The sequence below is a fragment of the Alloalcanivorax sp. genome (assembly GCF_964221125.1).
GTDB lineage: Bacteria > Pseudomonadota > Gammaproteobacteria > Pseudomonadales > Alcanivoracaceae > Alloalcanivorax > Alloalcanivorax venustensis.
The window spans coordinates 1-23,667 of the sequence record NZ_CAXPXK010000018.1; the positions used below are offsets into that span (position 1 = coordinate 1).

Consider the following 23,667-nt stretch of genomic DNA (forward strand, 5'->3'; position numbering starts at 1 on the left):
TGATGTCCTTGGCCAACTCGGCGGCCATGGCTCTGAGTTTTTCTTGGTCCAATTGCGTATCCACGATGGTATCCTTTTGAAAAGATTACTCAGTCGTAGGCAGTTACACAATTTGGTTTACAGACTCCCAGGGGTGGCACTTGCACAGCCGCTTCACCGCCAGACCGGAACCGCGCAGGCTGCCGTGGGCTTCCACCGCCTGACGCGCGTACTCCGAACAGGTCGGATAGAACCGGCACTGATTCCCCAGCCAGGGGCTCAGTACGGTCTGGTACACACGCAGGGCGGCCAGCAGAAGGCGTTTCACGTTGGCATCCGGTCATAACAGGGGTTGAGTCGGCTGGGCATCATAGCGGTTATCGGGCCGGTGTGACCACCGTGATGTGCAAAAGGGGCCAATCCAGCGCGGTGTGCTTGTGCGCCGGCGGCGCGGTCCCATACTGAGCGGCCTGTCTCTCACCGAACCGAGGAATCGCCGTGTTGAACCCGCTTGTGTCCCTGTGCACAGGGCTGCTACTCCTGGCCGTCAGCGTCTCCGCCGCCGCTCAATCCTGGCAACCCAACCGGGAGGCCGACGCCCGCGACCAGGTCTCCACCTGGACCCGGGATGTGCCGGACAGCCCGGTGAAGGCGTTTCGCGGCGTGGTGGAGGTGCCGCACGGGCCGGTGCCGGTGCTGGCGGCGATCACCGCCGTGGACACCTTTCCGGAGTGGATCTTCCAGGTCCAGGCCAGCGAGGCGGTGCCGGACACCGGCGGCGAGCGCACCTATATGCGCTTCAACGGCATCTGGCCGGTGTCCGACCGCGACGTGGTGCTCGACAACAGCGTCAGCCAGGCGCCGGAAAGCGGTGCCGTGACCCTGCACAGCGTCAACGCCGAGGGCGCGCGGCCGCCCAGCGACGGCTATGTGCGCATCCCGGCGCTGGATAATCGGTTCGTGGTGACGCCGCTGGCCGACGGCTGGACGCGGGTGGAATTCCGCACCTTCGTCGACCCGGGCGGCAAGGTGCCGGTGTGGCTGGCCAATCTGGTCGCCACCAAGGCGCCGCTGGTGACGCTGGAAGGGCTGCAGGCGCAGCTGGAGAAGCCGCGCTTCAAGAACGCCGGCCAGGACGACCTGCCGGCGGTCTTCGACGGGGTTCGTTTCTAGGGCCGCGCCGTCCGCTCAGCCGCGCGTCCAGCGGGTGCCTTCGCGGGTGTCCTCGAGCTGGATGCCGGCGTCCTTGAGCTGGTCGCGGATTTCGTCCGCGCGGGCGAAGTTCTTGTCTTTCTTGGCCTGGGTGCGTTCCGCCACCAGGCCGTCGATGGTGGCGTTGTCGAGGCCGTCGTCGCCGGCTTTCTTGTCCTGGAACCAGGCGCTGGGATCGGCCTCGAGCAGACCGAGCAGCTGCGCGGCGGCCTGCAGTTCCGCTTTGAGCGTCGGTTTTTCTTCCAGCGCCGCCTTGTTGAGGCGCGCCGCGACGGCGTGCAGGGCGCTGATCGCCTCGGAGGTGTTCAGGTCGTCGAGCAGCGCGGTGAGCACCGGGTGATCCTCGGGCAGCCGGAAGTCCGGGTCGGCGTGCACGGTTTCGCCACGGCCGAGCAGGGCGTAATAGAGTGAATCCAGGCTGCTTTCCGCCTGCTCCAGCAATTCGGCGGAAAAGTTGAGTGGCGACCGGTAGTGGCTGGACAGCAGCGCGAAGCGCAGCACCTCGCCGGGAAACTTCGCCAGCAGATCCCGCACCAACCGGAAGTTGCCCAGGGATTTGGACATCTTCTCGCCGTCGATATTGATGTAGCCGTTGTGCATCCAGTAGCGCACGTACTCGGTGCCGTGGGCGCAGCAGCCCTGGGCGATTTCGTTCTCGTGGTGCGGGAAGATCAGATCCTGGCCGCCGCCGTGAATATCGATCACATCGCCCAGGTGCTTGTGGATCATCGCCGAGCACTCGATGTGCCAGCCCGGCCGGCCGCGGCCCCAGGGCGATTCCCAGCCGGGCTGGTCGTCACTGCTGGGTTTCCACAGCACGAAGTCGCCGGGGTGGCGCTTGTAGTCCGCCACTTCCACCCGGGCGCCGGCGCGCATGTCTTCCAGATTGCGGCCGGACAGCTTGCCGTAGTCGGGCATCGACTCCACAGCGAACAGCACATGGCCGTCCGCTTCATAGGCGTGGCCCTTGGCGATCAGGGTTTCGATCATGGCGGTCATCTCGCCGATATGATCGGTGGCCTTGGGCACGATGTCCGGCTGCAGGGTGTTGAGCGCCGCCATGTCCTCGCGGAAGGCGTCGGTGAAGCGCTCGGTGAGCGCGGTCATCGGCTCGCCGGTTTCCGCGCAGGCGGTGATGATCTTGTCGTCGATGTCGGTGATGTTGCGGGCGTAGACCACCTTCGGGTAGAGCCGGGAGAGCAGCCGGTAGAGCACGTCGAACACCACCACCGGCCGCGCGTTGCCGATATGCACGTAGTTATAGACCGTCGGGCCGCACACATAGAGGGTTACCCGTTGCGGGTCGAGCGGCTGGAACGCGTCCTTGTGGCCGGTGAGGGTGTTATGCAGTGTCAGCATGCTGGTCCGTCAGTGGTCATAAAGGTCCTTGGGATCGACAAGCGGTGACTTATCGATGCGCGCGGTGTCGTTGTCCAGTTTCCAGAAGAAGCAATCACGCCGCCCGGTGTGGCAAGCCGCGCCGGTCTGCTCGACGCTGGCCAGCAGCACGTCGCCGTCGCAGTCCACCCGCAGTGCCTTGAGGGTCTGCGTCTGGCCGGAGGATTCCCCCTTGCGCCACAGCGTCTTGCGCGAGCGTGAGTAGTAACACACCTGCCCGGTGGCCAGGGTTTCCTCGATCGCCGCCCGGTTCATCCAGGCGAACATCAACACCTCGCCGGTGTCGTGCTGCTGCGCGATCACCGGCACCAGGCCGGCGTCGTTGAACGCCAGGTTGTCCAGCGCCTCGCTGAGCGGGACGCTGAAGCCTTCCGGTTGTTGTTCGTTGTCCTTGAACATGGGCGTCCCTCAGATCGGCGCGCGGGTTTCCTGAAACAACTGCTCCACGGCGTCTTCAAGGCCCAGCTCCTGGGTGTCCTTGGAGCCCAGGCTGCGGATCGCCACCTTGCGCTCTTCCGCTTCCTTTTCGCCCACCACCCAGATGCGGGCGGTTTTGGCCTTGGAGTGCTCGCGAACCTTGAAACCGATTTTTTCGTTGCGGGTATCCAGCTCCGCTGGAATGCCCTTGGCTTTGAGCAGCGCCACCGCCTCGGCGGCGTAGTTGTCCACCGCGTTGGTGATGGTCGCCACCACCACCGGGCTGGGTGACATCCACAGCGGCAAATGGCCGGCGGTGGACTCAATCAAAATACCCAGGAAGCGTTCCAGCGAACCGAGCACCGCCCGGTGCAGCATCACCGGCCGCTGGCGGGAGCCGTCCTCGGCCACGTATTCCGCGTCCAGCCGCTCGGGCAGCACGAAATCCACCTGCAGGGTGCCGCACTGCCAGTCCCGGCCGATCGCGTCGCGCAGCACGAACTCCAGTTTGGGGCCGTAGAAGGCACCTTCACCGGGATTCAGCTCGCACTCCAGGCCCAGGGATTCCACCGCGCCGCGCAGCGCCGCTTCGGCCTTGTCCCAGGTCGCGTCGGAGCCGGCGCGTTTTTCCGGCCGGTCGGAGAACTTGATGCGGAACTCCTCAAAGCCGAAGTCCTTGTAGACCTCGCGCAGCATCTCGATAAAGCCGGCGGTTTCCGGATTGATCTGCTCTTCGGTGCAGAAAATATGGGCGTCGTCCTGGCTGAACGAACGGGCGCGCATCAGGCCGTGCAGGGCGCCGTGGGCTTCGTTGCGGAACAGCGCGGTGAACTCGCCCATGCGGATCGGCAGGTCGCGGTAGCTCTTGATGCCCTGGTTGAAGATCTGCACGTGGCCGGGGCAGTTCATCGGCTTGATCGCCATCTCCCGGTCGTCGTGGGTGCAGACGGTGAACATGTCGTCGCCGTACTTATCCCAGTGCCCGGATTTTTCCCACAGGATGCGGTCCATCAGCTGCGGCGTGGCCACCTCTTCGTAGCCGTACTTGACCATCTTGTCGCGGATGTAGTTTTCCAGGTTCTTGCGCAGACGCCAGCCCTTGGGGTGCCAGAACATGCTGCCCACCGCTTCCTGCTGGATATGGAACAGGCCCATTTCCCGCGCCAGTTTGCGGTGGTCGCGCTTCTCCGCCTCCTCGAGCTGCTTGAGGTAGGCGTTGAGTTCCTTCTTGTCGCGCCAGGCGGTGCCGTAGATGCGCTGCAGCTGGGCGTTGTCCGCGTTGCCGCGCCAGTAGGCGCCGGCCACCTTCATCAGTTTGAAGCCGTCGCCGAGCTTGCTGGTGGCGGGCAGGTGCGGGCCCCGGCACAGGTCGATGAAATCGCCCTGGCGGTACAGGGACACTTCCTGGTCGGCGGGCAGGTCGCGGATGATCTCGGCCTTGAAGTCCTCGCCTTGCTTGAGGAAGAAAGAGACCGCTTCGTCGCGGTCCCAGACTTCACGGCGGATGTCTTCGTTACGGCGTACGATTTCCTGCATGCGCTTTTCGATCGCACCCAGGTCGTCCGGGGTAAAGGGCGCTTCCCGGTAGAAGTCGTAATAAAAGCCGTTCTCGATGGTCGGACCGATGGTCACCTGGGTGTCCGGGAACAGTTCCTGCACCGCTTCGGCCATCACATGGGCGGCGTCGTGGCGAATCAGTTCCAGAGCGTCTTCGTGCTCACGGGTGATGATCTCCACTTCGCTGCCGTCGGTGAGCGGCAGGTACACGTCCGTGAGACGACCGTCGGCTTTCGCCGCCAGGGCCTGTTTGGCGAGTTTCTTGCTGATCCGTCCGGCGATCTCCAGGGCGGAGGCCGGCTGATCAAACTCCATAGTTGCCCCGTCGGGCAGTCGATAGCTCACGCTCATGGGTGACACGGAATCCGAGTAATGGGTTGGCTGGGGGAAAAATCCCCATCAGAACCGGGGAATGGTAGGCAATCGCCTTCTCACGTTCAAGCAAGGTTCCTTTACGCTGGCGACAGCCTGTGCCTATGCTTATCCCGTCGAACCGACAGGGAAACCGAATGAACAAGTTGCAGCGGGTGCCGGACCCCCATCTTCCGCCTCTGTTACGGGTGGCCCGGCAGATCAATGAGCAGCGCGATCTGGCGCCCCTGATCGAGGCCGTGCTGGAAGAGGCGCAGGTGCTGGCCGGCGCCGAAGCCGGCGTGCTCTGGCTCTACCGTGAAGAGGGCGACGCCGAATGGCTGGACTGCGCCCGGCACTGCAGCAACGGCCCGGACGGCGCGCCGGTGTGCGCCCTGGAAGGCCCCCGCCTGCCCCTGGACGACGAGCACGCCCACCGGCCCGCGGTGCGCGTGGCGCGCTCCGGGCAGCCGTTGCATCTCACCGGCGAGGACCGCTTCCACGCGCAGGACCTGGCGCTGTTGGTGCCGCTGCTGGTCCGGCAGGTCGATTCCCTGCTGCTGGTGCCGATGCGCAACCACGAAGGGGCGGTGGTGGGCGTGTTGCAACTGGTGAACCCCCATCCGGACGGGGTGACACACGGCGACGCGGTCCCCGCCCCGGCGCTGGCGTTGCTTGAGGCGCTGGCCGGTTACGCCGGCATCGCCCTTAACAACCTGCTGCTGGTTCAGGAACTCAAGGATCTGCTCGACGCCTTCGTCAAGGTGATCGCCCGCGCCATCGACGCCAAGAGCTCGCACACCAGCGCGCACTGCGAGCGGGTGCCCCTGCTCACCGAGCTGCTGGCGCGCGCCGCCTGTGACGACCAGACCCGCTTTGCCGACTTCGAACTCGACGAAGACGGTTGGTACGAGCTGAGCGTGGCCGCCTGGCTGCACGATTGCGGCAAGCTGGCGACGCCGGATTCGGTGCTGGATAAATCCACCAAACTGCACAGCCTGCACGACCGCATCGAAATGGTGGCGGCCCGCTTCGCGGTGCTGCGCAGTGAAGCGGAACGCCGCTACGAAAGGGACGCGCTCACCGAGCCGGCCCGCGAGCCGGAATTCCGCGAGCGCATGGAAGAGGCGGTGCAGACCCTCAGCGATGACCTCACCTTTCTGGAGCGTATCAATAAAGGCGGCGAATCCATGGCCCCGGAGGACCAGGCGAGGGTGCGGCGTATCGCCGAAACCGTGTGGATCGACGCCCACGGCCAGCGCCGGCCGCTGTTATCCGAGGACGAGGTCAACAACCTCTGCATTCCGCGCGGCACCCTCACCGAAGAGGAGCGCCGCATTATCAACGGGCACATGGACATTACCCTGGAGATGCTCGAATCCCTGCCGTTCCCGCGCAAGCTGCGCCGGGTGCCGGAATACGCCGGCGGCCACCATGAGCGTATGGACGGGCGCGGCTTCCCGCGCGGGCTGACCCGCGAACAGATGTCGGTGCCGGCGCGGATCATGGCGATCGCCGATGTGTTCGAGGCGCTGACCTCCCGCGAGCGACCCTACAAGGAGCCGCTCAAACTGTCCGAGGCGCTCGGCATCATGCAGCGCATGCGCGACAACCAGCACCTGGACCCGGACCTGTACCGCTTGTTTCTGGACGCCGGCGTGTGGCGCGATTACGCGCGCACCGCCCTGGATCCGGAGCAACTGGACGTGGACGACCCCTCGCCCTACTACTAGGCCGGCGCCTTGCCGTCAGAGGGTGACCACGCGGCCCTGGTCGCTCATGTAGGCCACCCGGTTGCGGCCCGCGCCCTTGGCCTGATAAAGCGCTTCGTCGGCGCACTTGATCAGATTGGTGGCGTCGTTGTCGCAATTGCCGGCGCTGGCCACGCCGACACTGATGGTCACCACCTGGCTGATCCGGGAACCGGTGTGCGGCAGGCCCAACTGTTCGATGCGGGTGCGCATGCGTTCCGCGAACACCAGGGCGTCCTTGAGGCTGGTATCCACCAGCACCACCACGAACTCCTCGCCGCCGTAACGGGCCACGAAATCCTTACTGTTCTGGGCCATGGAGCGGGGAATCGAGGCCACGGTTTTCAGGCAGTCGTCGCCGGCCAGGTGCCCGTAGGTGTCGTTGTACTGCTTGAAGAAATCGATATCGAACAGCACCAGGGTGATGCGTTCGGACACGCCGCCCCGGCCGAAACCGTGCAGCACCTCGTCGAGGCGGTTTTCCATGCCGCGGCGGTTCAGGCAGCCGGTGAGACCGTCCACGGTGGCCTGGTTCTCAAGGATGCGGTTGGCGGAGTGCAGCTCGTCGCGGTGCTGAAAGAGCACGTTCTCGGAAAGGAAGTGCTGACGCAGCAGCCGCTCGTAGATGTATTGCCCGAACAGACTCATGCTGGCGCTGGCCACCGACAACAGCAGTAACACCAGCGACAGGTCCCGGTCCACGCGGTCGCTGCCGAACAGCGTCAGGAACAGAATGCCCAGCATCACCAGGCTGCTGGCGGCGGCCAGATGGAAGGGCACGCGCAACACCACACAGGCCATCAGGATCGCCAGCGGGGTTTGCAGGAACAGCCCGAACGCCATGGCGTGGTCCACGTGCAGGCCCATCCAGTTGCCGGTCAGCGCCACCGCGAACGCCACGGCGAGACTGGCCACGTGCAGCCAGCGGCGCCAATCCGCCCGGCGTGCGATCAGGGCGGTGGCCACGATCAGCATCACGCACAATAATCGCGGGCGCCAGGTAATCGCGGCGGCCTCCGGCGAAATGGTGTATTCCACGATCAAGGCAAGGATCAGCAGCGCCACCAGGCTGGCCGCCGCCCAGGGTGTCACGCTGGCCACGCTGCCGCGGAAATAGTCCGCGAAATCGTGCTCCAGCGGGGCGGGCAGACGCAGGTGCCAGGGCAGCCTTATGTCGTTGCCGTTGGGTAAGGTACTCGTCCGTTGAGGTTCGTTTTCCAACTGCTTTTATCCCCCCCGACACCGCCGGTGTGATCAATTCACCAGCCGGTCGGCATCGCAACCATCGGGCCTTCGCAAGATAAGTTTAGAGTACTGGGACTTTGGTCTCTAAACCATCGCGCGCCGAACGCGCCGTCGCTATGGTCAGTTTTCAGACAGTCGGCCGGTTGCCGTCCAGTAGTGCGATCAGCGCGCGTCGCTTGGCGGCGGGCAGGCGGCGGAAGTGATCAAGCAGGAAACGCTCTTCATCCCCCGCCGGCACCGCGGGCTCGTCGCCGGGCAGCTGATCCGGCCAGTTATCCATGCTGTGCCTGAGTCGCGCGACGATCTCCGCATTCATGCTGCGGTGACTCACGCCGGCCGCCTGGGCGACCCAGTCCCGCATACCGAGAGGAAAGCGAACCACGAACTTCTCGGACCGGGTACGTTCCGCCTGTTTCATAGTGCGTACTACACCCTGGGAAAAACATCACGATACGCATTTTTTTGCTTTAAATCGATACGTCTGTCCCAGTGGACGCCCAGAAAGCGACACGGTTAACATCTTGCTCCGGTTTGGTATACCCTTCTTTTTTATATTCTGCTCCGGGCATTCACGCCATGAATATCGCCAGCGCCGACCTCAACCTGCTCAAGTACCTGGACGTGCTGCTGCGCGAGAAGAACGTGACCCGCGCCGCCGAGCAGCTGGGCATCACCCAGCCGGCGATGAGCAACTGCCTCAAGCGCCTGCGTCACATGTTCGGCGACCCGCTGCTGATCCGCACCAGCGAAGGCATGACCGCCACCGACCGGGCGCTGGAACTGCAGCCGTTGGTCCGTCAGCTGATCAGTCAGGCGGAGTCCCTGTTCACGCCCGAGGATGTGTTCCGGCCGGCGGAAAGCCGCCGCGTGTTCCGCATCATGACCAGTGATTACGCTGAAGGTACCTTAGTACCTCATATCGTGCGTCGATTGCGTGAAGAGGCCCCCAACGTGGTGCTGGACTTCCTGACCCCCTCCGACGTGAGCTATCCGGACATGGAGCAGGGCCGGGTGGATATGGCGGTGAACCGGTTTAACGAGATCCCCGGTTCGTTCCACCAGGTGACCCTGTGGCGGGATTCGTTTTCCTGCCTGCTCAACCGCGACAACCCCATCGCCCGGCACTTCGACCTCAACAGCTACCTGTCCGCCCAGCATATCTGGGTGTCGAAAACCGGTTTCGGCGTGGGCTTCGGCATGAACCCGGAAAAACTCGGCGGCCTGGGCTGGATCGACCACGCCCTGCAGCGCATCGGCCGCACCCGCAAGATCAGCATTTTCACCCGCCACTACCAGATGCCGGCCCTGCTGGCGATGAACAACGATCTGGTCGCCACCCTGCCCAGCCGGGTGGCGCGCATGCAGGCCCAGAACGCCCGCCTGGTGATCAAGGCGCCGCCGTTCGAAATCCCCGAATTCGAACTGAAAATGGCCTGGTCGCCCCTGCTGCACCACAACACCGCCCACCGCTGGCTGCGCCGCCTGATCCAGGAAGAAGCGGAGCAAATCCTTGCGGAAGACCCATGAGAGCAGTTAACGGTTAATAGTTAACAGTTAATAGTTGCGCGGGAGGGCGCGCTCCGGGCTGATGGGGGAGGGGCCGCGCTTATGGCACGGGCGCTTGCTGATACGCAGATAGGCCGTTGCGAATCCGCAGGGCCTTGTTTCGCCATTAACTATTCACTGTTAACTCTTACCTGGCTCTTCAGTGCTGGTCACAGCACTGAAGAGCCTTGGAGCCAGCCCGCCTTGGCGCGGCCGGGGTTGTCTTCGCCGGCTTCGGCGATGGCGCCCTTGCCGACGCCTTCGAAGGCGCGCACCCGGAAGCGCTTGCCGGGGGCTTCGCGGGCCAGTTCCTCGGCGATGTGTTCGGCGAGGTTTTCCACCGTGGAGTCGGTGTCCACCAGGTAGCAGTGGTCCTCGGGGATCACCAGTTCGAAGTGGCCCTGCTCCGCGTCGTAGCGGAAGCGGTGGTGGGGCACGTCTTCCACGTAGTAGGTGCCTTCCAGGTCCGAGCGGGTGCCGATGTAGATGTCTTCCCAGCGGTCCGCCCAGAGCTTTTCCCAGTAGCGGCTGCGGCGCCCGTTTTCGAAGATCTCGATGCCGGAGCGGTGGCCGTGGGCGATGCGCTGGCAGTTGCCGTCGTGTTTCTTGAGGCCGTGGGAGTAGTGGTAGAACGGCGCCGTGCCGGTATCCTGCTCGCGCAGCACCACCCGCACCTCGGTGACGTTGTCGGGCACCGAATCGCGGATCAGGTCCATCAGATAGAGCGTCACGCCGGCCTTGGTGATCGCCGTGCCGGACAGCTCGAGAATGCTGTCGGCGGGGGCCACCATGCGGATCTCACCGGCCAGGTAGCGCCACTCCAGGCTGATATGGCCGTCCTCTCGGCGGTGCAGGCCGAGCAGATCGCTTTCCCCGGGCAGCAGCAGGCGGTGGTCGACCCGTTCGTCCACCGCCTGCTTCAGGGCTTTCTTGATGTGACCGAAATCAAACACCATGCCCTGGGCGTCCAGGTCGCCGGACAGCTCCAGGTCCACGATCCAGGACTCCCCGACCATGCCGCGCTTGGCGTGCAGGTAGGAAAAGTCCACAACGGTCAGATTTTCAACGAAAAGCGTGGCCATAGAGCCCCGTCGGTTGGAGGGTGAGCGGTTGTCCCCGCCATTATAGTCAGTCGGGGCGCGGGGACTCACCCCAACTTCGATAAATAAGCAGCCGTTCTTCCCGGTGTTGTGAACGGGAACACGCGGCCCGGCCGCCGGTCCACCCTTCTGGCAACCGGCTGCGGCTTGTTCTATGGTTGGGAGCCTCTGAGAACGCCTCTGCCTGAATATTGAACGTCCGCGCGCCAGCCCGCGTGGTAAAAGGGAAAGACCATGAGCGAAACGATTTTCTCCAAGATCATCGACCGGGAAATCCCGGCGGATATTATCTACGAGGACGACCTGTGTCTGGCGTTCAAGGACGTCAACCCGCAGGCGCCGACCCATTTCCTGGTGATTCCCAAGAAGCCCATCCCCAAGCTGTCCGACGCCGAGCAGGGCGACAAGGCACTGCTCGGACACCTGTTGCTGGTCGCCGGTCAGGTGGCCGGGGAACAAGGACTGGAGGATTTCCGTCTTAATGTGAACAACGGCGCCGGCGCCAGCCAGACCGTGTTCCATTTGCACGTGCATGTGCTGGGCGGGCGTCCGTTCAGCTGGCCGCCGGGCTGAGGCCCGGCGCCCCGCCGGAATGTATCGGGCGGGAACAATAAAAAACGCAGAATAAAAAAGGAGTGCACCATGAAAACATCCTGGGTTGTTATCACCCTGTTGCTGACCGTCACCGGCCTGGCCAAAGCGGTACCGCCGCAGAACCCGGAGCAGGTCAACGCCATGATTGAGGAGCTGAAAAGCCTGCATCAGCAAGGCGTCGAGCTGCACCGCGACTATGATTCCGAGGACCCGGCGCAGCGTAAGGCGTGCCAGGCCGAGCACGCCGGGCTGGGCGCCCAGGCCACCGAGCTGCGTAACCGCGCCGCCAAGCTGCCGGAACTGGCCTACCGGGTGAACCTGACCATGGCCGCCAATGACGCCGTGGGCTGCGTGTCCTGCACCAGCGACGGCGGCGACTGCGACGCCATTCCCGCCGCCCTCAAACGGGTCGACCGGCAAATGAAGGCCGGCACCGAGGCCGCCGGCGGCGACTAAGCCTCTGCGGTGAGCAGGGCCCGCGCCATCCGCGTGCACTGCTCGACGCGGCGACGTCTGTCGCCGCTGTCACCGTCGAGAAGCAAGCTGTAGCGGCGCGCGCCCCAAAGCGTCAGCACCAGGGTGTCGACGGTCGCCTGGTCCACCGGCGCCGGCCGGTCCGGCCACTGCGTCACACATTCCCACCAGACCCGCGCCAGCTGCCGGAACGCCAGTTCATGGTGTTCCGGGGCGGCGATCCGGCCTTCCATGAGCAGCATGTCCCGGTCGAAGTAGGGCGCCTGCCCGTCCTCGTTCAAGGTAATGCTTACCAGTCGCTCCAGCCGTTGTTCCCAGGCGGCGGCTGTCAGCGTCTCGTTGCCCTGGCGCAGGTCCTCGCAAAGCCGGTCCATGCAGTAGCGTACGTACCCGGACAACAACGCGGTGCGGTTGGGAAAGTATTCATACAGGGTGCCCACCGCGTAGCCGCTCTCTTCAGCGATCGCCCGGGTGGTCGCGGCATCGGGGCCGTCCCGGCGCCAAATCCGAACAAACCCCTCGTAAAGCGTATTTACGGTGAACACGGCCCGCGCCTGGGAGGGCCGTTTATGCGGCTGCGGCAAGGGTTTGCCGGCGGAGCGTCTGGGCATAACGAATCCGAACCCGTGAACAAGGTGTGGTTGCTAGCATAGTCCCTAGCGGAACCGGCTCTCGATGAGCCCCTAATCTGGAGATCAGTATGACGCAAACAATGGCCCGATTGCTCACCGATAAAACCGACCTGGGCGCCAGCCGTATTCAGCAGCAGGATATGGAGCCCCCCGCCCAGGGTGAGGTGCTGCTGGCCCTGGACACCTTCGCGTTGACCACTAACAACATCACGTACGCTGCCTTCGGCGACGCCATGCATTACTGGTCGTTCTTTCCCACCGGCGAGGAAGGTTGGGGGCACATGCCGGTATGGGGCTTCGCCACCGTCTCGAAATCACGGGTGGAGGGCGTCGCCGAAGGGGAGCGATTCTACGGCTATTTCCCGATCGCCGGGTTGCTGCGCGTGCGGCCGGACCGGATCACGGAGCGCGGCTTCTACGATGTCTCCGAGCATCGCCAGGGCCTGCCGTCGCCGTACAACCAGTACACCCGCTGCAGCACCGACAGCGCTTACGTGGCGGAACAGGCGGATTTCCAGATGCTGCTGCGGCCGCTGTTTTTCACCTCCTACATGCTGGCCGACTTCCTCGCCGACAACGACTTTTTCGGCGCCCGCCGGCTGGTGTTTTCCAGTGCTTCCAGCAAGACCGCCTACGGCACCGCCTTCGCCCTTGCCGATGGCGCCCCGCAAGCGGGTGGCGCGCCGCAACGTATCGGGCTGACGTCCGAGCACCACCGGGACTATGTCGGTGAGCTTGGCCTCTATGACCAGGTGCTCGGCTACGATCAGCTGGCGCAACTGGATGCCGGGGTGCCCACTCTGTATGTGGACTTTTCCGGCAGTGACTCCCTGCGCGATAACGTGCACCGGCATTTCGGCGCGGCCCTGGTGTACGACTGCTACGCCGGCTCCGCCACCAATACCGATTTCCTGGACGCGGAAAGATGGCCGGAGCCGGAGCCGCGGTTCTTCTTCGCTCCGGTGCAAATCCGCAAGCGCAATCAGGATTGGGGCGCCGAGGTGCTCAGTGAACGGTTCGGCGCCGCCCAACGGCGCTTTTTGAACGCGGTCAGTGACCCGGCCGGCGGCTGGATGACCCTGCGTGTGCACCACGGGCTGGCGGCCGCCGGCGCCGTGATTCGAGACCTCCACGACAACGGCGGGGAGCCCCGCGAAGGGCATGTGGTCCGGCTGACGCCGGGGGACGTGTAGGGGCGCCATCGGGTATCCTGATGTCTCTCCCAAGCCGCAGGACGAGACGCTATGGCCCACTGGATAGAACCGGTCACCCTGGAGGGCGAGCAGGTGCTGCTGGAACCGCTGACGGCGGCACACGCGGAAGACCTGGCCGACGCCACCGCCGACGGCGAGCTCTGGAAACTGTGGTACACCTTCGTGCCGTCGCCGGACCGGGTCACCGCCTATATCGACACCGCCCTGGAGGGCCGCGAGCGGCACGGTGATCTGCCGTTCGCGGTGCGCCACCGGGAAAGCGGGCGGGTGATCGGCAGCACCCGCTTTTTCCGTGCCGATGCGGACAACCGCCGGCTGGAGCTGGGGCACACCTGGTACGCGCGCCGCTTCCAGCGCAGCGCCGTGAACAGCGAATGCAAACTGCTGCTGCTCGGCCACGCCTTCGAACGCCTGGAGGCGATCGCCGTGGAGCTGCGCACCCACTGGCACAACCACGCCTCGCGCAACGCCATCGCCCGGCTGGGCGCCAAGCAGGACGGCGTGCTGCGCCATCACACGGTGAGCGCCGACGGTATCTACCGGGACACGGTGGTGTTTTCCATTCTCAGCCAGGAGTGGCCGGCGGTGCGCCAGAATCTCAACCTGCGGCTGGGCCGCCTTTAGCATGAACTACTTCGCGCACCTCACGCTGGCGCGACCTACGGTGCCCTCCAAGGTGGGCAACCTGCTGGGGGATTTCATGCGCGGTGTCCGCGAGCCGGATCTGCCCGAGGCGGTGCGCCTGGGGCTGCACAACCACCGGCTGGTGGACCGCTTCACCGATCACCATCCCCTGGTGATCGAGAGCCGCGCGCTGTTCTCCCCGCAGCGGCGCCGGTTCGCCGGGGTGGCGCTGGACGTGTTGTTCGATCACTTCCTGATCCGCCACTGGTCGCGCTTCCACGACACGCCGCTGGACCAGGCCATCGACAAGGATTACCGCCTGCTGCGCGACGGCGCCGCCCTGATGCCGGCAACCATGCGCGCCACCACCGGGCGCATCGTCGAGCACGACTGGTTCGGGCACTACGCGGAGCTGGAGAACGTGGGCCGGGCGCTGGATCGGATCGCCGCCCGGGTGCGCTTCGCCAACCGGTTCGATGGGGCGATCGAGGATATCGAGCGCCACCACGACCGGCTGGAAGCGGTGTTCCTGGCGCTCTACCCGGCGTTGCGGGAACACGTCGACGAGCAGGCCCTGGAGGCCCCACCCGCCGACGATGGCGGGGTTACAGCGGGTTGATGTCGAGCGCCGCCATGGTGTCCAGGTAGAGACGTTCCGCCTGCTTCTTGTTGCGCGCCCGCGGGGAGCGGGCGGCCGGGCCCTTGGCATCGAAATAGCCGCCGGTGACGCCGTAGAACTCCTCGTCCAGGGCCATGCGCACCGGCAGACGCGCGGCCTTCTCCGGCGTGGTCAGGGTGGGGCGGATCAGTTTCATCGCCAGGTCCGGCACATGGCGGAAGATCGGCGTGTCCACGCCGCCCGGGTGCAGGGCGTTGCTGGTGATGCCCTGGGCCGCCAGCCGCTGGGCGAGCACGTCGCTGAACAGGATGTTGGCGAGTTTGGACTGGCCGTAGGCGTCCATCACCAGATAGGGCCGGCGACCGCGCCAGGTCTTGGTGTTGATACGGCCCAGCCAGTGCGCCACCGACGCCACATGGATCACCCGGGCGTCCTCGCGCTGTTGCAGCAACGGCAACAGCAGGTGGGTGAGCAGCACCGGCGCCAGATAGTTCACGCCGATCTGCATCTCGAAGCCGTCGCGGGTGAACTGCTGCCGGGTGGGTACCACGCCGGCGTTATTGATCAGCACGTCGATGCCGTCCAGCTCGTCGTTCAGGCGGCGGGCACAGCCGCGCACCTGGGCCAGATCGGACAAGTCCAGCGGGAACAGCCGCACCCGCGCTTGGGGGTGGCCGCCCTTGATGCGCGCCAGCGCCGCCTGTCCCTTGGTCTGGTCGCGGCAGGCAAGCACCACTTCCGCGCCGCGCCCGGCCAGTTGTTGCGCGGTGCAAAACCCGATACCGGAGTTGCCACCGGTGATCAGAACCCGTTTATTCATCTGCGTTCCCTCCTGTGCGAAGCCGCCAGCCTAGCATAGAAAAATTACCCAAAGCGGTACCCGGAAAGCGCCGGTGCACGGGCGCTGCGGCCTGTTAGCCCGGTGTTGCCCGGGCGCCGGCCCAGCGCTTGATGGTGGCGGTGACCCTGGGCCAGTGGCGCCCTTGCAGCAGCAGGTGCGGCCCCCGCGGAAACGTCTGATAATCGCCGTGCGCGCCGAGCCGGTCACGCAACCGCTGAATGCCCACCGCCGGCACCGAGGTGTCGAGGTCGCCGTACAGCAGCAGGGTGGGGACCGTTATGCGGTCGGCTTCGTCGCTGGCGCTGTCGGCCAGCTGGATCAGGCCCCAGTAGGCGTCCATGCGTACTTCGTGCATCACCAGCGGGTCGTTGGCGCGCCGCCGGGCGGCCGCCGGTGCCAGGTGCGGGTCATCCGGGGCGCGCTCCACATCCAGGTGGTAGCCCGGCGCCAGGGTCGCCGCCGAGCCGATCAGAACGTTCCAGCCGTAGCGCAGTCGAATGCCCTCGCGAACCGCCGGCGCCGCCAGAATCAGGCCGCGCAGCGGTATCTCGGGGTGCCGGCTGGCGACCAGCATGGCCACCGCCCCGCCCAGGCTTTCGCCGAGCAGGAACAGCGGCGTGTCCGGGTGCTGCTCGGCGAGGCGGCGCGCGGTGTCGGCGGCGTCGACCACCAGCCGCGCTTCCCCGGCCCAGCGGCCGTCGGCCAGGGTGCGGGCGCCGAAGCCGGCCTGATCAAAGCCGTACACCTGGTAGCCGGCGGCGGCCAGATCCGGCGCCGCCAGGTCGAAGGCGGCGCTGTAGTCGCCGAAGCTGTGCAGTGCCAGAATCACCGCCTTGGGCCGGCCCGGGGCGTCCCAGGCGCGCAGCTCCAGCGGCGGCGGCACCGGCGCGCGCCCGGCGCAGGCCGACAGGCCGCCGATCAGCGACAGCAGAATAAGGAGTTTCAATGCGGACATCGGAACAGTATGGGCAAGGCCTCGTGAATGCCGGGTGGGTGCTTCTCGGGGTGTTGCTGGCGGGCCCGGCGCTCGCGGAGGAGTTTTCCCAGCGGCGCACGGTCACCGCCACCGCCTTTAACTCCTTGCCCGGGCAGGGGCACGGCGAGGACCACAGTCTGGCGGCCTGGGGCGACACCCTGGTGCCGGGCATGAAAGCCATCGCCGTGTCCCGGGACCTGCTCGCCGCCGGCCTGGATTACGGCACCGCGGTGAAAATCGAAGGCCTGGAGGGCACCTGGTACGTGCGCGACAAGATGCACGCCCGCTGGCGCAACAAGATCGACGTCTATCTGGGCGAGGACCGGGAGGCGGCCCTGCAGTGGGGCCGCCGCAAAGTGGAAATCCGCTACTAGTCGCGGCTCAGCCAGGCCATCAAGGCGCGCGTGGCCCGTTGCGGCACGACCTTCTCCAGCAGCACCGTGAAGCGGAACGGCAGCCCCACCGGCACATGCACCCGCGGGTCGCCCTGCAGGGTGTCGAAGGCGGCCCGGGCCACGTCGTCGGCGCTCAGCTTGACGCCCATGCGGCGCACCACCGGCGCTTCGAACGTCTGCTTGTTGACCATGCCGGTGTTCACGAACGGCGGCATCAGGTCCTGTACGCGAATGCCGTGGCGGCGCCATTCCAGATCCAGCGCCTCGGTGAGGCCGCGCACCGCGAATTTGGAGGCTGAATAGCTGGCCAGGTGCGGCACGCCGTACAGCGCCGAGGCGGAGCTCATGTTGAGCACCCGGGGCGAGCGGGATTGTTTCAGGTAGGGCAGGGCCGCCAGGCACATCTGCAGGGTGCCGGCCACGTTCACGTCCAGGGTGAAGCGGTGCTGTTCGGCGCTCAGGTCCTCGAAATGGCCCATGCGCAGCACCCCGGCGCTGTTGAACAGCACATCCAGGCGGCCGCCGGCGCTTTCCGCGAACGCCGCCACCGCCGCTTCGCACTGGCCCATGTCGGTGACGTCCAGCCGCCGGTACCAGCAGCGTTCGCCCAGTTCCGCGTGCACCGCCTGCAGGGCGCCCTCATTGACGTCCAGCAGGCCCACCCGCCAGCCGTTGGTGTGAAACCGGCGCGCGGTCGCCAGGCCGATGCCGCTGGCGGCACCGGTGATCAGAATGCTGTCCATGTTGCTCCCCCAGGATAAAACGTCGGTCTCGGACAATCAGTTTGCCGGTTGGGGCGCCATCGGCAGAGTGAACTCCCCTTCCCGGTCGAAGTGAATCGGGAACGCCAGCCCGGCCACCCGCGCGCTGCCCTTGAGCTGATAGGTGAGCGGCTCGCCGGCGTTCTGCTGCAGGCGTTGCAGTTGCTGCAGGGTGCCCAGCAGGCTGGTGGACACGCTGGTGGTGATCAGCACATCGTCCAGTGCCGGCAGCGTGGTCGCTTCGTTATTGTTGCCCCGTGCCAGGCGCTCGCCATTGACCAGGATCTCGTAATCCAGGGCCTTGATGGTCACTGCCCGGTCATTGGGGTTGCGCGCGCGCAGCACGGCTTGCCATCGTTGCTCGAACACGCCGGCGCTTTCCAGGCGCAGCGAGGACAGGCTCACTTCCGGCGCTTCCAGGCCGGAAAAGCTCTGGCAGGCGGTGGTAAGAAGCAGCAGCACGGGCAGACTTAAACGGGCGAGTAACGGCATAACGACTCCAACAGATCATGGGCGGTCCCCAACCGGAATGATACCGCAGTCGCTGCCGTCGCGCTGTCCCCGCCGGCCCCGCTCCGGCAACACCCTTTCGAGGAGGCACGTCATGGATATCCAATGCGTACAAGGTGACATCACCGCCCAGCCCGACCTGGACGCGATCGTCAACGCCGCCAACGCCCGCCTGGCCACCGGCGGCGGCGTGGCCGGCGCCATTCACCGCGCCGCCGGGCCGCAACTGGCCCGCGAATGCGCGCCCCTGGCGCCGATCGAGCCCGGCCAGGCGGTGCTCACCGGCGGCCACGGGCTGCCCAACCCCCACGTCATTCACTGCCTGGGGCCGGTGTACGGCCGCGACCGGCCCGCCGACCGGTTGCTGGCGGAGTGCTATCGCAACGCGCTGCGGCTCGCCGAGGACGCCGGGCTGACCAGCCTGGGCTTCCCGGCGCTTTCCACCGGTGCTTTCGGCTACCCGATGGACGAGGCGGCCGCCGTGGCCCTGGCCAAGGGGGTTGCGGAAGGGGCACGGCTGGAACGGGTGAAGCGGGTGCGCTTCGTGCTGTTCGACGCGGCCTCCCTGGCGGCGCACCGGCGCGCCCTGGAGGCCGCCACCGGGACTTGAAAAGCCGCCCCGGTGAGGTCAGACACAGGGGTGGCGTCGCATTGTGACGGCGCGGCTCACCAACCGCAGGAGTATCAATGGACGCTCTCTGGCCTTCGGAGCGGGAACTGGCCCTGCTCACGGACCTCTACGAACTGACCATGGCGCAGGCCTACTGGCGCGACGACCACCGCGGCGAGGCGGTGTTCAGTCTGTTCTTCCGCAAGCTGCCGGCGGGGCGCCGTTTCGCGGTGGCCTGCGGGCAGGAGTACGCCGCCCACCTGATTCGCGGGCTGCGTTTCCACCCCGAACAGCTCGAGCGGCTGCGGCAACTGGAGCTGTTCGAGGACGGCTTCCTGCGCTGGCTGGCCGATTTCCGCTTCGAGGGGGAAATCCGGACGCTGCCGGAGGGCTCGGTGGTGTTCCCCAACGAGCCGCTGCTGGAAGTGCGGGCGCCTGTGATCCAGGGGCAGCTGCTGGAAAGCCTGCTGATGAACTACGTCAACCTGGAAACGCTGCTCGCCTCCAAGGCGGCGCGCATGGTGCTGGCCGCCGACGGCGTGTCGGTGGTGGATTTCGGCATGCGCCGCATGCACGGGCTGGAATCGGCCTGGCGCAGTGTGCGCGCCTACCGGGTGGCGGGCATTGCCGGCACCAGCAACGTGCTGGGCGGCCTGAGTTTCGACCTGCCGGTGCGCGGCACCATGGCGCACTCCTACATCCAGTCCCACGATGACGAAACCGAGGCGCTGCGCCGCTACGCCCGGGACTACCCCGGCACCACCCTGTTGGTGGACACCTATGACACCCTGCGCGGTGTCGACCGGGTGATCGCTCTGGTGCGCGACGAAGGGCTGGACGTGGGCGCCGTGCGGATCGACTCCGGTGACTTGGGCGAACTGGCCGGCCAGGCGCGGCGCAAGCTGGATGCCGCCGGGCTCCAGCGGGTCCGCATCGTGGTCAGCGGCGGCCTCGACGAGCACCGCATTCAGACGCTGGTGCAGGCCGGCGCACCGATTGATGGTTTCGGGGTGGGTACGGAAATGGGCTCGGTGGCGGACGCCCCGTCGTTGGATTTTGCCTACAAGCTCACCGAATACCAGGGCCGCCCGCGCCTCAAGACCTCGCCGGGCAAACCGCTCTACCCGGGCGCCAAGCAGGTGTGGCGCTTCAGTGACGGCGACGGCGGCTGCCAATACGACGAGATCACCGGCCGCGACGAAGCCCGCGACGGGGTGCCGCTGCTGCGGCCGGTGGTGGAAAACGGCGAGGCGGTGGCGCCGCTACCGGACCCGGATCAGGCCCGCCAGCGGCTGCGCGATCAGCTGGCCAGCCTGCCGGCGGCGGTGCGCTCACTGGCTCCGGTGGAGGAGGCCGGCGGCGTTTATCCGGTGCGCATCAGCGAGGCGCTGGCGGCCCTGCGCCGCGACACGGTGTCGGCGCTGGACTGATCAGCGCCAGTGCCGGTGCAGGAAGTCGCGGCACTCGGCCAGCGCCAGATCGGCGTCGTGCAGCATGCCGGCGTGCAGTTGGAACACGTGCCAGCGGCCCGGGTAACGCTGGTAGCGGGCGTCGCAGTCGGCGCCGTCCAGCGCCTCGGCCAGGCGTTCGCTGTCGTTGGCGAGAATCTCGTCGCTGCCGGTCTGGATCAGCAGCGGCGGCAGCCCGTCCAGGTTGCCCAGCAACGGGGACGCGCCGGCGCTGTCGCGCTGATTACCGGCGTAGGCCTCGGCGGCGAACGTCAGCCACTGCCGGTTGAGCATGGCTTCCCCGGGCACGGTGCGCGGCGTTTCCGCCAGCGTCAGGTCCACCCAGGGCGAGAACATCAGCGCGCAGGCGGGCAGCGGCTGGCCTTCGTCGCGCAGCCGCTGCAGCAGGGCAAGGGTGAGGCCGCCGCCGGCGGAGTCGCCGGCCACCGCCAGCCGCTCCGGCGCGTGGCCCTTCTCCAGCAGCGCCAGATAGGCGCGGTGGGCGTCGTCCAGGGCCGCCGGGAACGGGTGCTCCGGGGCCAGCCGGTAGTCGGCCACCGCCACGCTGGCGTCCGCCAGTTTCGCCAGATGGCTGGTCAGCGCTCGGTGAGTGACCGGTCCCCCGCTCACGTAGCCGCCGCCGTGCAGATACAGCACCGTGCCGCTGTGGCCGTTGCCGGTCAGTTCCACCGGCACCGGGCCCAGCACCGTGCGCCGTCTGGGCACGCCCCGGGCGGGCAGGGTGGTACGCGACAGCGCCGCCAGCCAGTGCCGTTGCAAGGCCACCGGGCTGCGCGACAGGAACGCGGGTTTCAGCAGAACGCTGAGGCTGCCGCGCAGCGTCGCCGCCAGTAGTTTCTGGCCGCGCGTGGGCGCGGCGCCGCCGGTTTCACGGGTGCAACTCATAGTCTTCCGGGTCCAGGTGTCGGGTGCGTTGCCGGTAGCTGAAGGTAAAGCCCGGCCAGTTGTTGGTGTTCTTGCCGCTGGCGGTCTTGTACCAGCTCTCGCAGCCCTGGTCCCAGACGGTATCGCGCATGCGCGCCTGCAGCCGGCGGTTGAAATCGTCCTGCACGCCGGGACGCACATCCACGAAGCGGTGGCCGTCCCGTTCCAGGGTTTCCAGGGCGCTGACCACATAGGCGATCTGTGACTCGATCATATAGATGATCGAGTTGTGGCCCAGGTTGGTGTTGGGGCCGTACAGCATGAACAGATTGGGGAAGCCGTGCACGGTGATGCCCAGGTAGGCTTCGGCGCCGTCGCGCCAGGCCTGGTTGAGGTCCTGGCCGCGCCGGCCGGTGATCGTCATCGGCGCCAGAAAGTCGGTGGCCTGGAAGCCGGTGCCGTAAATGATCACGTCCGCCTGGTGGTGCTCCCCGTCGGTGTCTTCCACGCCGTCGGCGGTGATCGCGCGCACGCCGCCGGTGATCACCGGAATCCGGTATTTCGTCAACGCCTGGTAGTAGTCGTTGGAAATCAGGATGCGCTTGCAGCCCATCGGGTAATCCGGCGTCAGCTTGGCACGGGTGTCCGGGTCCGGCACGCACGCGTTCAGGTGCTTCTTGAACAGGTATTCGTGAAAACGCATGGCGCCCTGCAGGCTGGTGAAGCCCAGCACCCGCGCCTCGTTCTGCGCGTACACCCGCGCCCGGTCCAGTTTCTGAAGCAGCGGGAAGCGCGCCATCAGGCGTTGCTCGGTGGCCGAGTAGGGCCGGTCCGGTTTGGGAATCACATAGGGCGCCGACCGTTGGAACAGCAGCACCTGTTTCGCCTGCTTGGCGATTTCCGGTACGAACTGAATGGCGCTGGCCCCGGTGCCGATCACCGCCACGGTCTTGCCGGTGAGGTCCACATCGTGGTCCCAGCGGGCGCTGTGGAAGGTCTCGCCGGCGAAGCGGTCGCGCCCCGGCAGGTTCGGCCAGGCGGGCCGGTTGAGCTGGCCGGTGGCGGTGATCAGGGCGCGCGCGGTGATCGGACCGTTGCTGGTGTCCAGATGCCAGAGGCCGGTGGCCTCATCGAAGCGGGCGCCGTTGACGCTGGTGCCGAAGCGGATATGCGGGTGCAGCCGGTACTTGTCCGCGCAATGGCGCAGGTAGGCGAGAATTTCCGCCTGCGGCGCGAACCGCCGAGACCAGTCGAATTTCTTCTCGAAGGAAAACGAGTACAGGTGCGAGGGCACGTCACAGGCGGCGCCGGGGTAGGTGTTGTCGCGCCAGCAGCCGCCCACGTCGTTTTCTTTTTCGAGCACCACGAAGGCGTGCTGGCCCCGGTCCTTGAGCGCAATGGCCATGCCCAGGCCGCCGAAGCCGGCGCCGATGATGGCGACTTGATAATCCGGTTGCATAACAGACCCTGCCGTTGAATTGGCACCACTGTAGCGCGGCCCGGACAGGCTGTTTATGGCCGCTGTTTATGGTCCCCGGTTTTTTCAGTCAGGCGCCGGCGCCGAACCTTTCTACGAAGCTCGGTTTGTAGGAGCTTGCCCTGCAAGCGAAAGGCCGGCAAAAGCCGGCCGGCAGGATCCCAGAGAGGCTGTTTGTGCGGCCGTTAGAGCGGTCTCTGGGATCCTGCCGGGAGCTGCGCTCCCTTTCGCGGGCAAGGCCCGCTCCCACGACCCAATGGGGCCTAGCGAGGGGCCCAGGGGCTACCAGGGAATCGGCGCGCCGTCCCAGGCGAAAAAGCCGCCGCTGTCCTCCTCGCCGGCGTTCTCCATGTTCCTCAACAGGCACTGGGCGGCGAAGTCGGCGCTGAACAGCTTTTCCGGGGGCACGTTGGCGCGGAACGGGGCGGACAGGCCGGTCTCCACGGTGCCCGGATGCAGCGCCAGCACGATCAGATTTTTGGCGCGCCGCCGGGCCTCCACGGCGAAGGTGCGCAGGAACTGGTTCTGCGCCGCCTTGCTGGCCCGGTAGGCGTACCAGCCGCCCAGCCGGTTGTCCTCGATGCTGCCCACCCGGGCGGACAGCGATGCGAACACCGCGCGGCTGTCGTGGCGCAGCAGGGGCAGCGCGTATCGGGCCAGCAAAATGGGGGCGAAGCCGTTGATGGCGAACACCCGCTGCAGGGCGGCCAGGTTCACGTCCTCCACCCGCTTCTCCGGTGACAGGCCGGTTTCGGCGTCGTGCAGCAGGCCGGCGCAGTGCACCAGGGCGTCCAGGGTGTCGGTGTGCGCCCGCACCGTTTCAAACAGGCGCGCCACGGCGTCTTCATCGCACAGGTCGGCGGCCAGAGGGTGCAGGCGGTCCGGCGCTTCGGCGGCGAGCGCCGCAAGCGCGTCGCTGCGGTCCGGGGCGCGGCTGACGGCGAAAACCCGGTCCCCGGCGCGCAGACAGCGCGCGGTCATCGCCAGGCCGATGCCGTGGCTGGCACCGGTGATCAATCGTGTCGGAGTCATGAGCACAGTGTTGCGCCTGT

General features: G+C 66.5%; 26 protein-coding genes. 11 read left to right on the plus strand and 15 right to left on the minus strand.

Annotated features, from left to right (window positions below):
• Positions 1–103: 103 nt before the first annotated feature.
• Positions 104–307, minus strand: a complete 204-nt coding sequence (gene yidD, locus ACEQZD_RS02170) for a membrane protein insertion efficiency factor YidD (protein ID WP_370183700.1) — start codon at positions 305–307, stop codon at positions 104–106.
• A gap of 170 nt (positions 308–477) precedes the next feature.
• Between yidD and ACEQZD_RS02175 the strand changes: the two genes are divergently transcribed.
• The gene (locus ACEQZD_RS02175; RefSeq protein WP_370183701.1) at positions 478–1,152 is read left to right on the plus strand and encodes an START domain-containing protein; all 675 of its coding nucleotides are present in this window, start codon (positions 478–480) and stop codon (positions 1,150–1,152) included.
• Positions 1,153–1,167: 15 nt separating this feature from the next.
• Here the strand turns inward: ACEQZD_RS02175 and cysS are convergent, their stop codons facing one another.
• From cysS to thrS, 3 genes are read right to left on the minus strand one after another with little or no spacing between them, the layout of a single operon-like run.
• Entirely contained in the window at positions 1,168–2,550 is a 1,383-nt protein-coding gene (gene cysS, locus ACEQZD_RS02180; protein ID WP_370183703.1) for a cysteine--tRNA ligase, read from the minus strand.
• 9 nt (positions 2,551–2,559) lie between these two features.
• Positions 2,560–2,988, minus strand: a complete 429-nt coding sequence (hisI, locus tag ACEQZD_RS02185; protein WP_142947359.1) for a phosphoribosyl-AMP cyclohydrolase — start codon at positions 2,986–2,988, stop codon at positions 2,560–2,562.
• Positions 2,989–2,997: 9 nt separating this feature from the next.
• Positions 2,998–4,914: a threonine--tRNA ligase gene (gene thrS / locus ACEQZD_RS02190; RefSeq protein WP_370183705.1), complete on the minus strand. Its 1,917-nt coding sequence runs from the start codon at positions 4,912–4,914 to the stop codon at positions 2,998–3,000.
• A gap of 158 nt (positions 4,915–5,072) precedes the next feature.
• Between thrS and ACEQZD_RS02195 the strand changes: the two genes are divergently transcribed.
• Positions 5,073–6,647, plus strand: a complete 1,575-nt coding sequence (locus ACEQZD_RS02195; RefSeq protein ID WP_142947357.1) for an HD-GYP domain-containing protein — start codon at positions 5,073–5,075, stop codon at positions 6,645–6,647.
• A gap of 15 nt (positions 6,648–6,662) precedes the next feature.
• On the opposite strand, the gene ACEQZD_RS02200 is transcribed toward ACEQZD_RS02195, so the two are convergent.
• Both ACEQZD_RS02200 and ACEQZD_RS02205 read right to left on the minus strand, forming a co-directional pair.
• Positions 6,663–7,886, minus strand: coding sequence for a GGDEF domain-containing protein (locus ACEQZD_RS02200; RefSeq protein WP_370183706.1), 1,224 nt, complete (start codon positions 7,884–7,886; stop codon positions 6,663–6,665).
• A gap of 151 nt (positions 7,887–8,037) precedes the next feature.
• The gene (locus ACEQZD_RS02205; RefSeq protein WP_214013194.1) at positions 8,038–8,328 is read right to left on the minus strand and encodes an Arc family DNA-binding protein; all 291 of its coding nucleotides are present in this window, start codon (positions 8,326–8,328) and stop codon (positions 8,038–8,040) included.
• Between the two features lie 158 nt (positions 8,329–8,486).
• Between ACEQZD_RS02205 and ACEQZD_RS02210 the strand changes: the two genes are divergently transcribed.
• Positions 8,487–9,437 carry a LysR family transcriptional regulator gene (locus ACEQZD_RS02210; protein WP_142947354.1) on the plus strand — a complete coding sequence of 317 codons (951 nt, stop codon included), beginning with the start codon at positions 8,487–8,489 and terminating at the stop codon, positions 9,435–9,437.
• Positions 9,438–9,625: 188 nt separating this feature from the next.
• Here the strand turns inward: ACEQZD_RS02210 and ACEQZD_RS02215 are convergent, their stop codons facing one another.
• Entirely contained in the window at positions 9,626–10,537 is a 912-nt protein-coding gene (locus ACEQZD_RS02215) for a 6-carboxytetrahydropterin synthase (protein WP_335627979.1), read from the minus strand.
• A gap of 252 nt (positions 10,538–10,789) precedes the next feature.
• Here ACEQZD_RS02215 and ACEQZD_RS02220 point away from each other — a divergent pair, with 252 nt between their 5' ends.
• Both ACEQZD_RS02220 and ACEQZD_RS02225 read left to right on the plus strand, forming a co-directional pair.
• Complete coding sequence (locus ACEQZD_RS02220; RefSeq protein WP_335627978.1) at positions 10,790–11,128, plus strand: histidine triad nucleotide-binding protein; 339 nt, start codon at positions 10,790–10,792, stop codon at positions 11,126–11,128.
• A gap of 69 nt (positions 11,129–11,197) precedes the next feature.
• On the plus strand, positions 11,198–11,605 hold the full coding sequence (locus ACEQZD_RS02225; RefSeq protein ID WP_194855511.1) for a hypothetical protein: 408 nt from the start codon (positions 11,198–11,200) through the stop codon (positions 11,603–11,605).
• Here ACEQZD_RS02225 and ACEQZD_RS02230 read toward each other — a convergent pair.
• On the minus strand, positions 11,602–12,234 hold the full coding sequence (locus ACEQZD_RS02230; RefSeq protein ID WP_370183710.1) for a TetR/AcrR family transcriptional regulator: 633 nt from the start codon (positions 12,232–12,234) through the stop codon (positions 11,602–11,604). The two genes, ACEQZD_RS02225 and ACEQZD_RS02230, sit on opposite strands and share 4 nt — an antisense overlap.
• An 89-nt stretch (positions 12,235–12,323) precedes the next feature.
• Here ACEQZD_RS02230 and ACEQZD_RS02235 point away from each other — a divergent pair, with 89 nt between their 5' ends.
• Genes ACEQZD_RS02235 through ACEQZD_RS02245 form a run of 3 tightly spaced genes read left to right on the plus strand, consistent with a single transcriptional unit; the run spans position 12,324 to position 14,712 of the window.
• A complete protein-coding gene (locus tag ACEQZD_RS02235; RefSeq protein WP_370183711.1) occupies positions 12,324–13,448 on the plus strand; it encodes a DUF2855 family protein in 1,125 nt (374 codons plus the stop codon).
• Positions 13,449–13,499: 51 nt separating this feature from the next.
• A complete protein-coding gene (locus tag ACEQZD_RS02240) occupies positions 13,500–14,093 on the plus strand; it encodes a GNAT family N-acetyltransferase (protein ID WP_370183714.1) in 594 nt (197 codons plus the stop codon).
• Between the two features lies 1 nt (position 14,094).
• Complete coding sequence (locus ACEQZD_RS02245) at positions 14,095–14,712, plus strand: ACP phosphodiesterase (protein ID WP_370183716.1); 618 nt, start codon at positions 14,095–14,097, stop codon at positions 14,710–14,712.
• Here ACEQZD_RS02245 and ACEQZD_RS02250 read toward each other — a convergent pair.
• Positions 14,699–15,532: an SDR family oxidoreductase gene (locus ACEQZD_RS02250; RefSeq protein ID WP_142947350.1), complete on the minus strand. Its 834-nt coding sequence runs from the start codon at positions 15,530–15,532 to the stop codon at positions 14,699–14,701. The two genes, ACEQZD_RS02245 and ACEQZD_RS02250, sit on opposite strands and share 14 nt — an antisense overlap.
• 94 nt (positions 15,533–15,626) lie before the next feature.
• The gene (locus ACEQZD_RS02255) at positions 15,627–16,499 is read right to left on the minus strand and encodes an alpha/beta fold hydrolase (protein ID WP_370183719.1); all 873 of its coding nucleotides are present in this window, start codon (positions 16,497–16,499) and stop codon (positions 15,627–15,629) included.
• Between ACEQZD_RS02255 and ACEQZD_RS02260 the strand changes: the two genes are divergently transcribed.
• Positions 16,499–16,903, plus strand: a complete 405-nt coding sequence (locus ACEQZD_RS02260) for a 3D domain-containing protein (RefSeq protein WP_370233154.1) — start codon at positions 16,499–16,501, stop codon at positions 16,901–16,903. The genes ACEQZD_RS02255 and ACEQZD_RS02260 overlap by 1 nt on opposite strands.
• On the opposite strand, the gene ACEQZD_RS02265 is transcribed toward ACEQZD_RS02260, so the two are convergent.
• Together ACEQZD_RS02265 and ACEQZD_RS02270 are read right to left on the minus strand one after the other, a co-directional pair.
• Positions 16,900–17,667, minus strand: a complete 768-nt coding sequence (locus tag ACEQZD_RS02265; RefSeq protein WP_335627972.1) for an SDR family oxidoreductase — start codon at positions 17,665–17,667, stop codon at positions 16,900–16,902. The two genes, ACEQZD_RS02260 and ACEQZD_RS02265, sit on opposite strands and share 4 nt — an antisense overlap.
• Before the next feature lie 36 nt (positions 17,668–17,703).
• Complete coding sequence (locus tag ACEQZD_RS02270) at positions 17,704–18,177, minus strand: LEA type 2 family protein (RefSeq protein WP_142947347.1); 474 nt, start codon at positions 18,175–18,177, stop codon at positions 17,704–17,706.
• A 112-nt stretch (positions 18,178–18,289) separates the two neighbouring features.
• Here ACEQZD_RS02270 and ACEQZD_RS02275 point away from each other — a divergent pair, with 112 nt between their 5' ends.
• Both ACEQZD_RS02275 and ACEQZD_RS02280 read left to right on the plus strand, forming a co-directional pair.
• Positions 18,290–18,805, plus strand: a complete 516-nt coding sequence (locus ACEQZD_RS02275; protein ID WP_370183723.1) for a macro domain-containing protein — start codon at positions 18,290–18,292, stop codon at positions 18,803–18,805.
• 77 nt (positions 18,806–18,882) lie between these two features.
• A complete protein-coding gene (locus ACEQZD_RS02280) occupies positions 18,883–20,235 on the plus strand; it encodes a nicotinate phosphoribosyltransferase (protein WP_142947345.1) in 1,353 nt (450 codons plus the stop codon).
• On the opposite strand, the gene ACEQZD_RS02285 is transcribed toward ACEQZD_RS02280, so the two are convergent.
• From ACEQZD_RS02285 to ACEQZD_RS02295, 3 genes are all read right to left on the minus strand, one after another.
• Positions 20,236–21,159, minus strand: a complete 924-nt coding sequence (locus ACEQZD_RS02285; protein WP_142947344.1) for an alpha/beta hydrolase — start codon at positions 21,157–21,159, stop codon at positions 20,236–20,238. It abuts the gene before it with no gap.
• The gene (locus ACEQZD_RS02290; protein WP_142947343.1) at positions 21,143–22,597 is read right to left on the minus strand and encodes an NAD(P)/FAD-dependent oxidoreductase; all 1,455 of its coding nucleotides are present in this window, start codon (positions 22,595–22,597) and stop codon (positions 21,143–21,145) included. The genes ACEQZD_RS02285 and ACEQZD_RS02290 overlap by 17 nt, the downstream gene beginning before the upstream one ends.
• Before the next feature lie 300 nt (positions 22,598–22,897).
• Entirely contained in the window at positions 22,898–23,647 is a 750-nt protein-coding gene (locus ACEQZD_RS02295) for an SDR family NAD(P)-dependent oxidoreductase (RefSeq protein WP_370183726.1), read from the minus strand.
• Positions 23,648–23,667 lie beyond the last annotated feature (20 nt).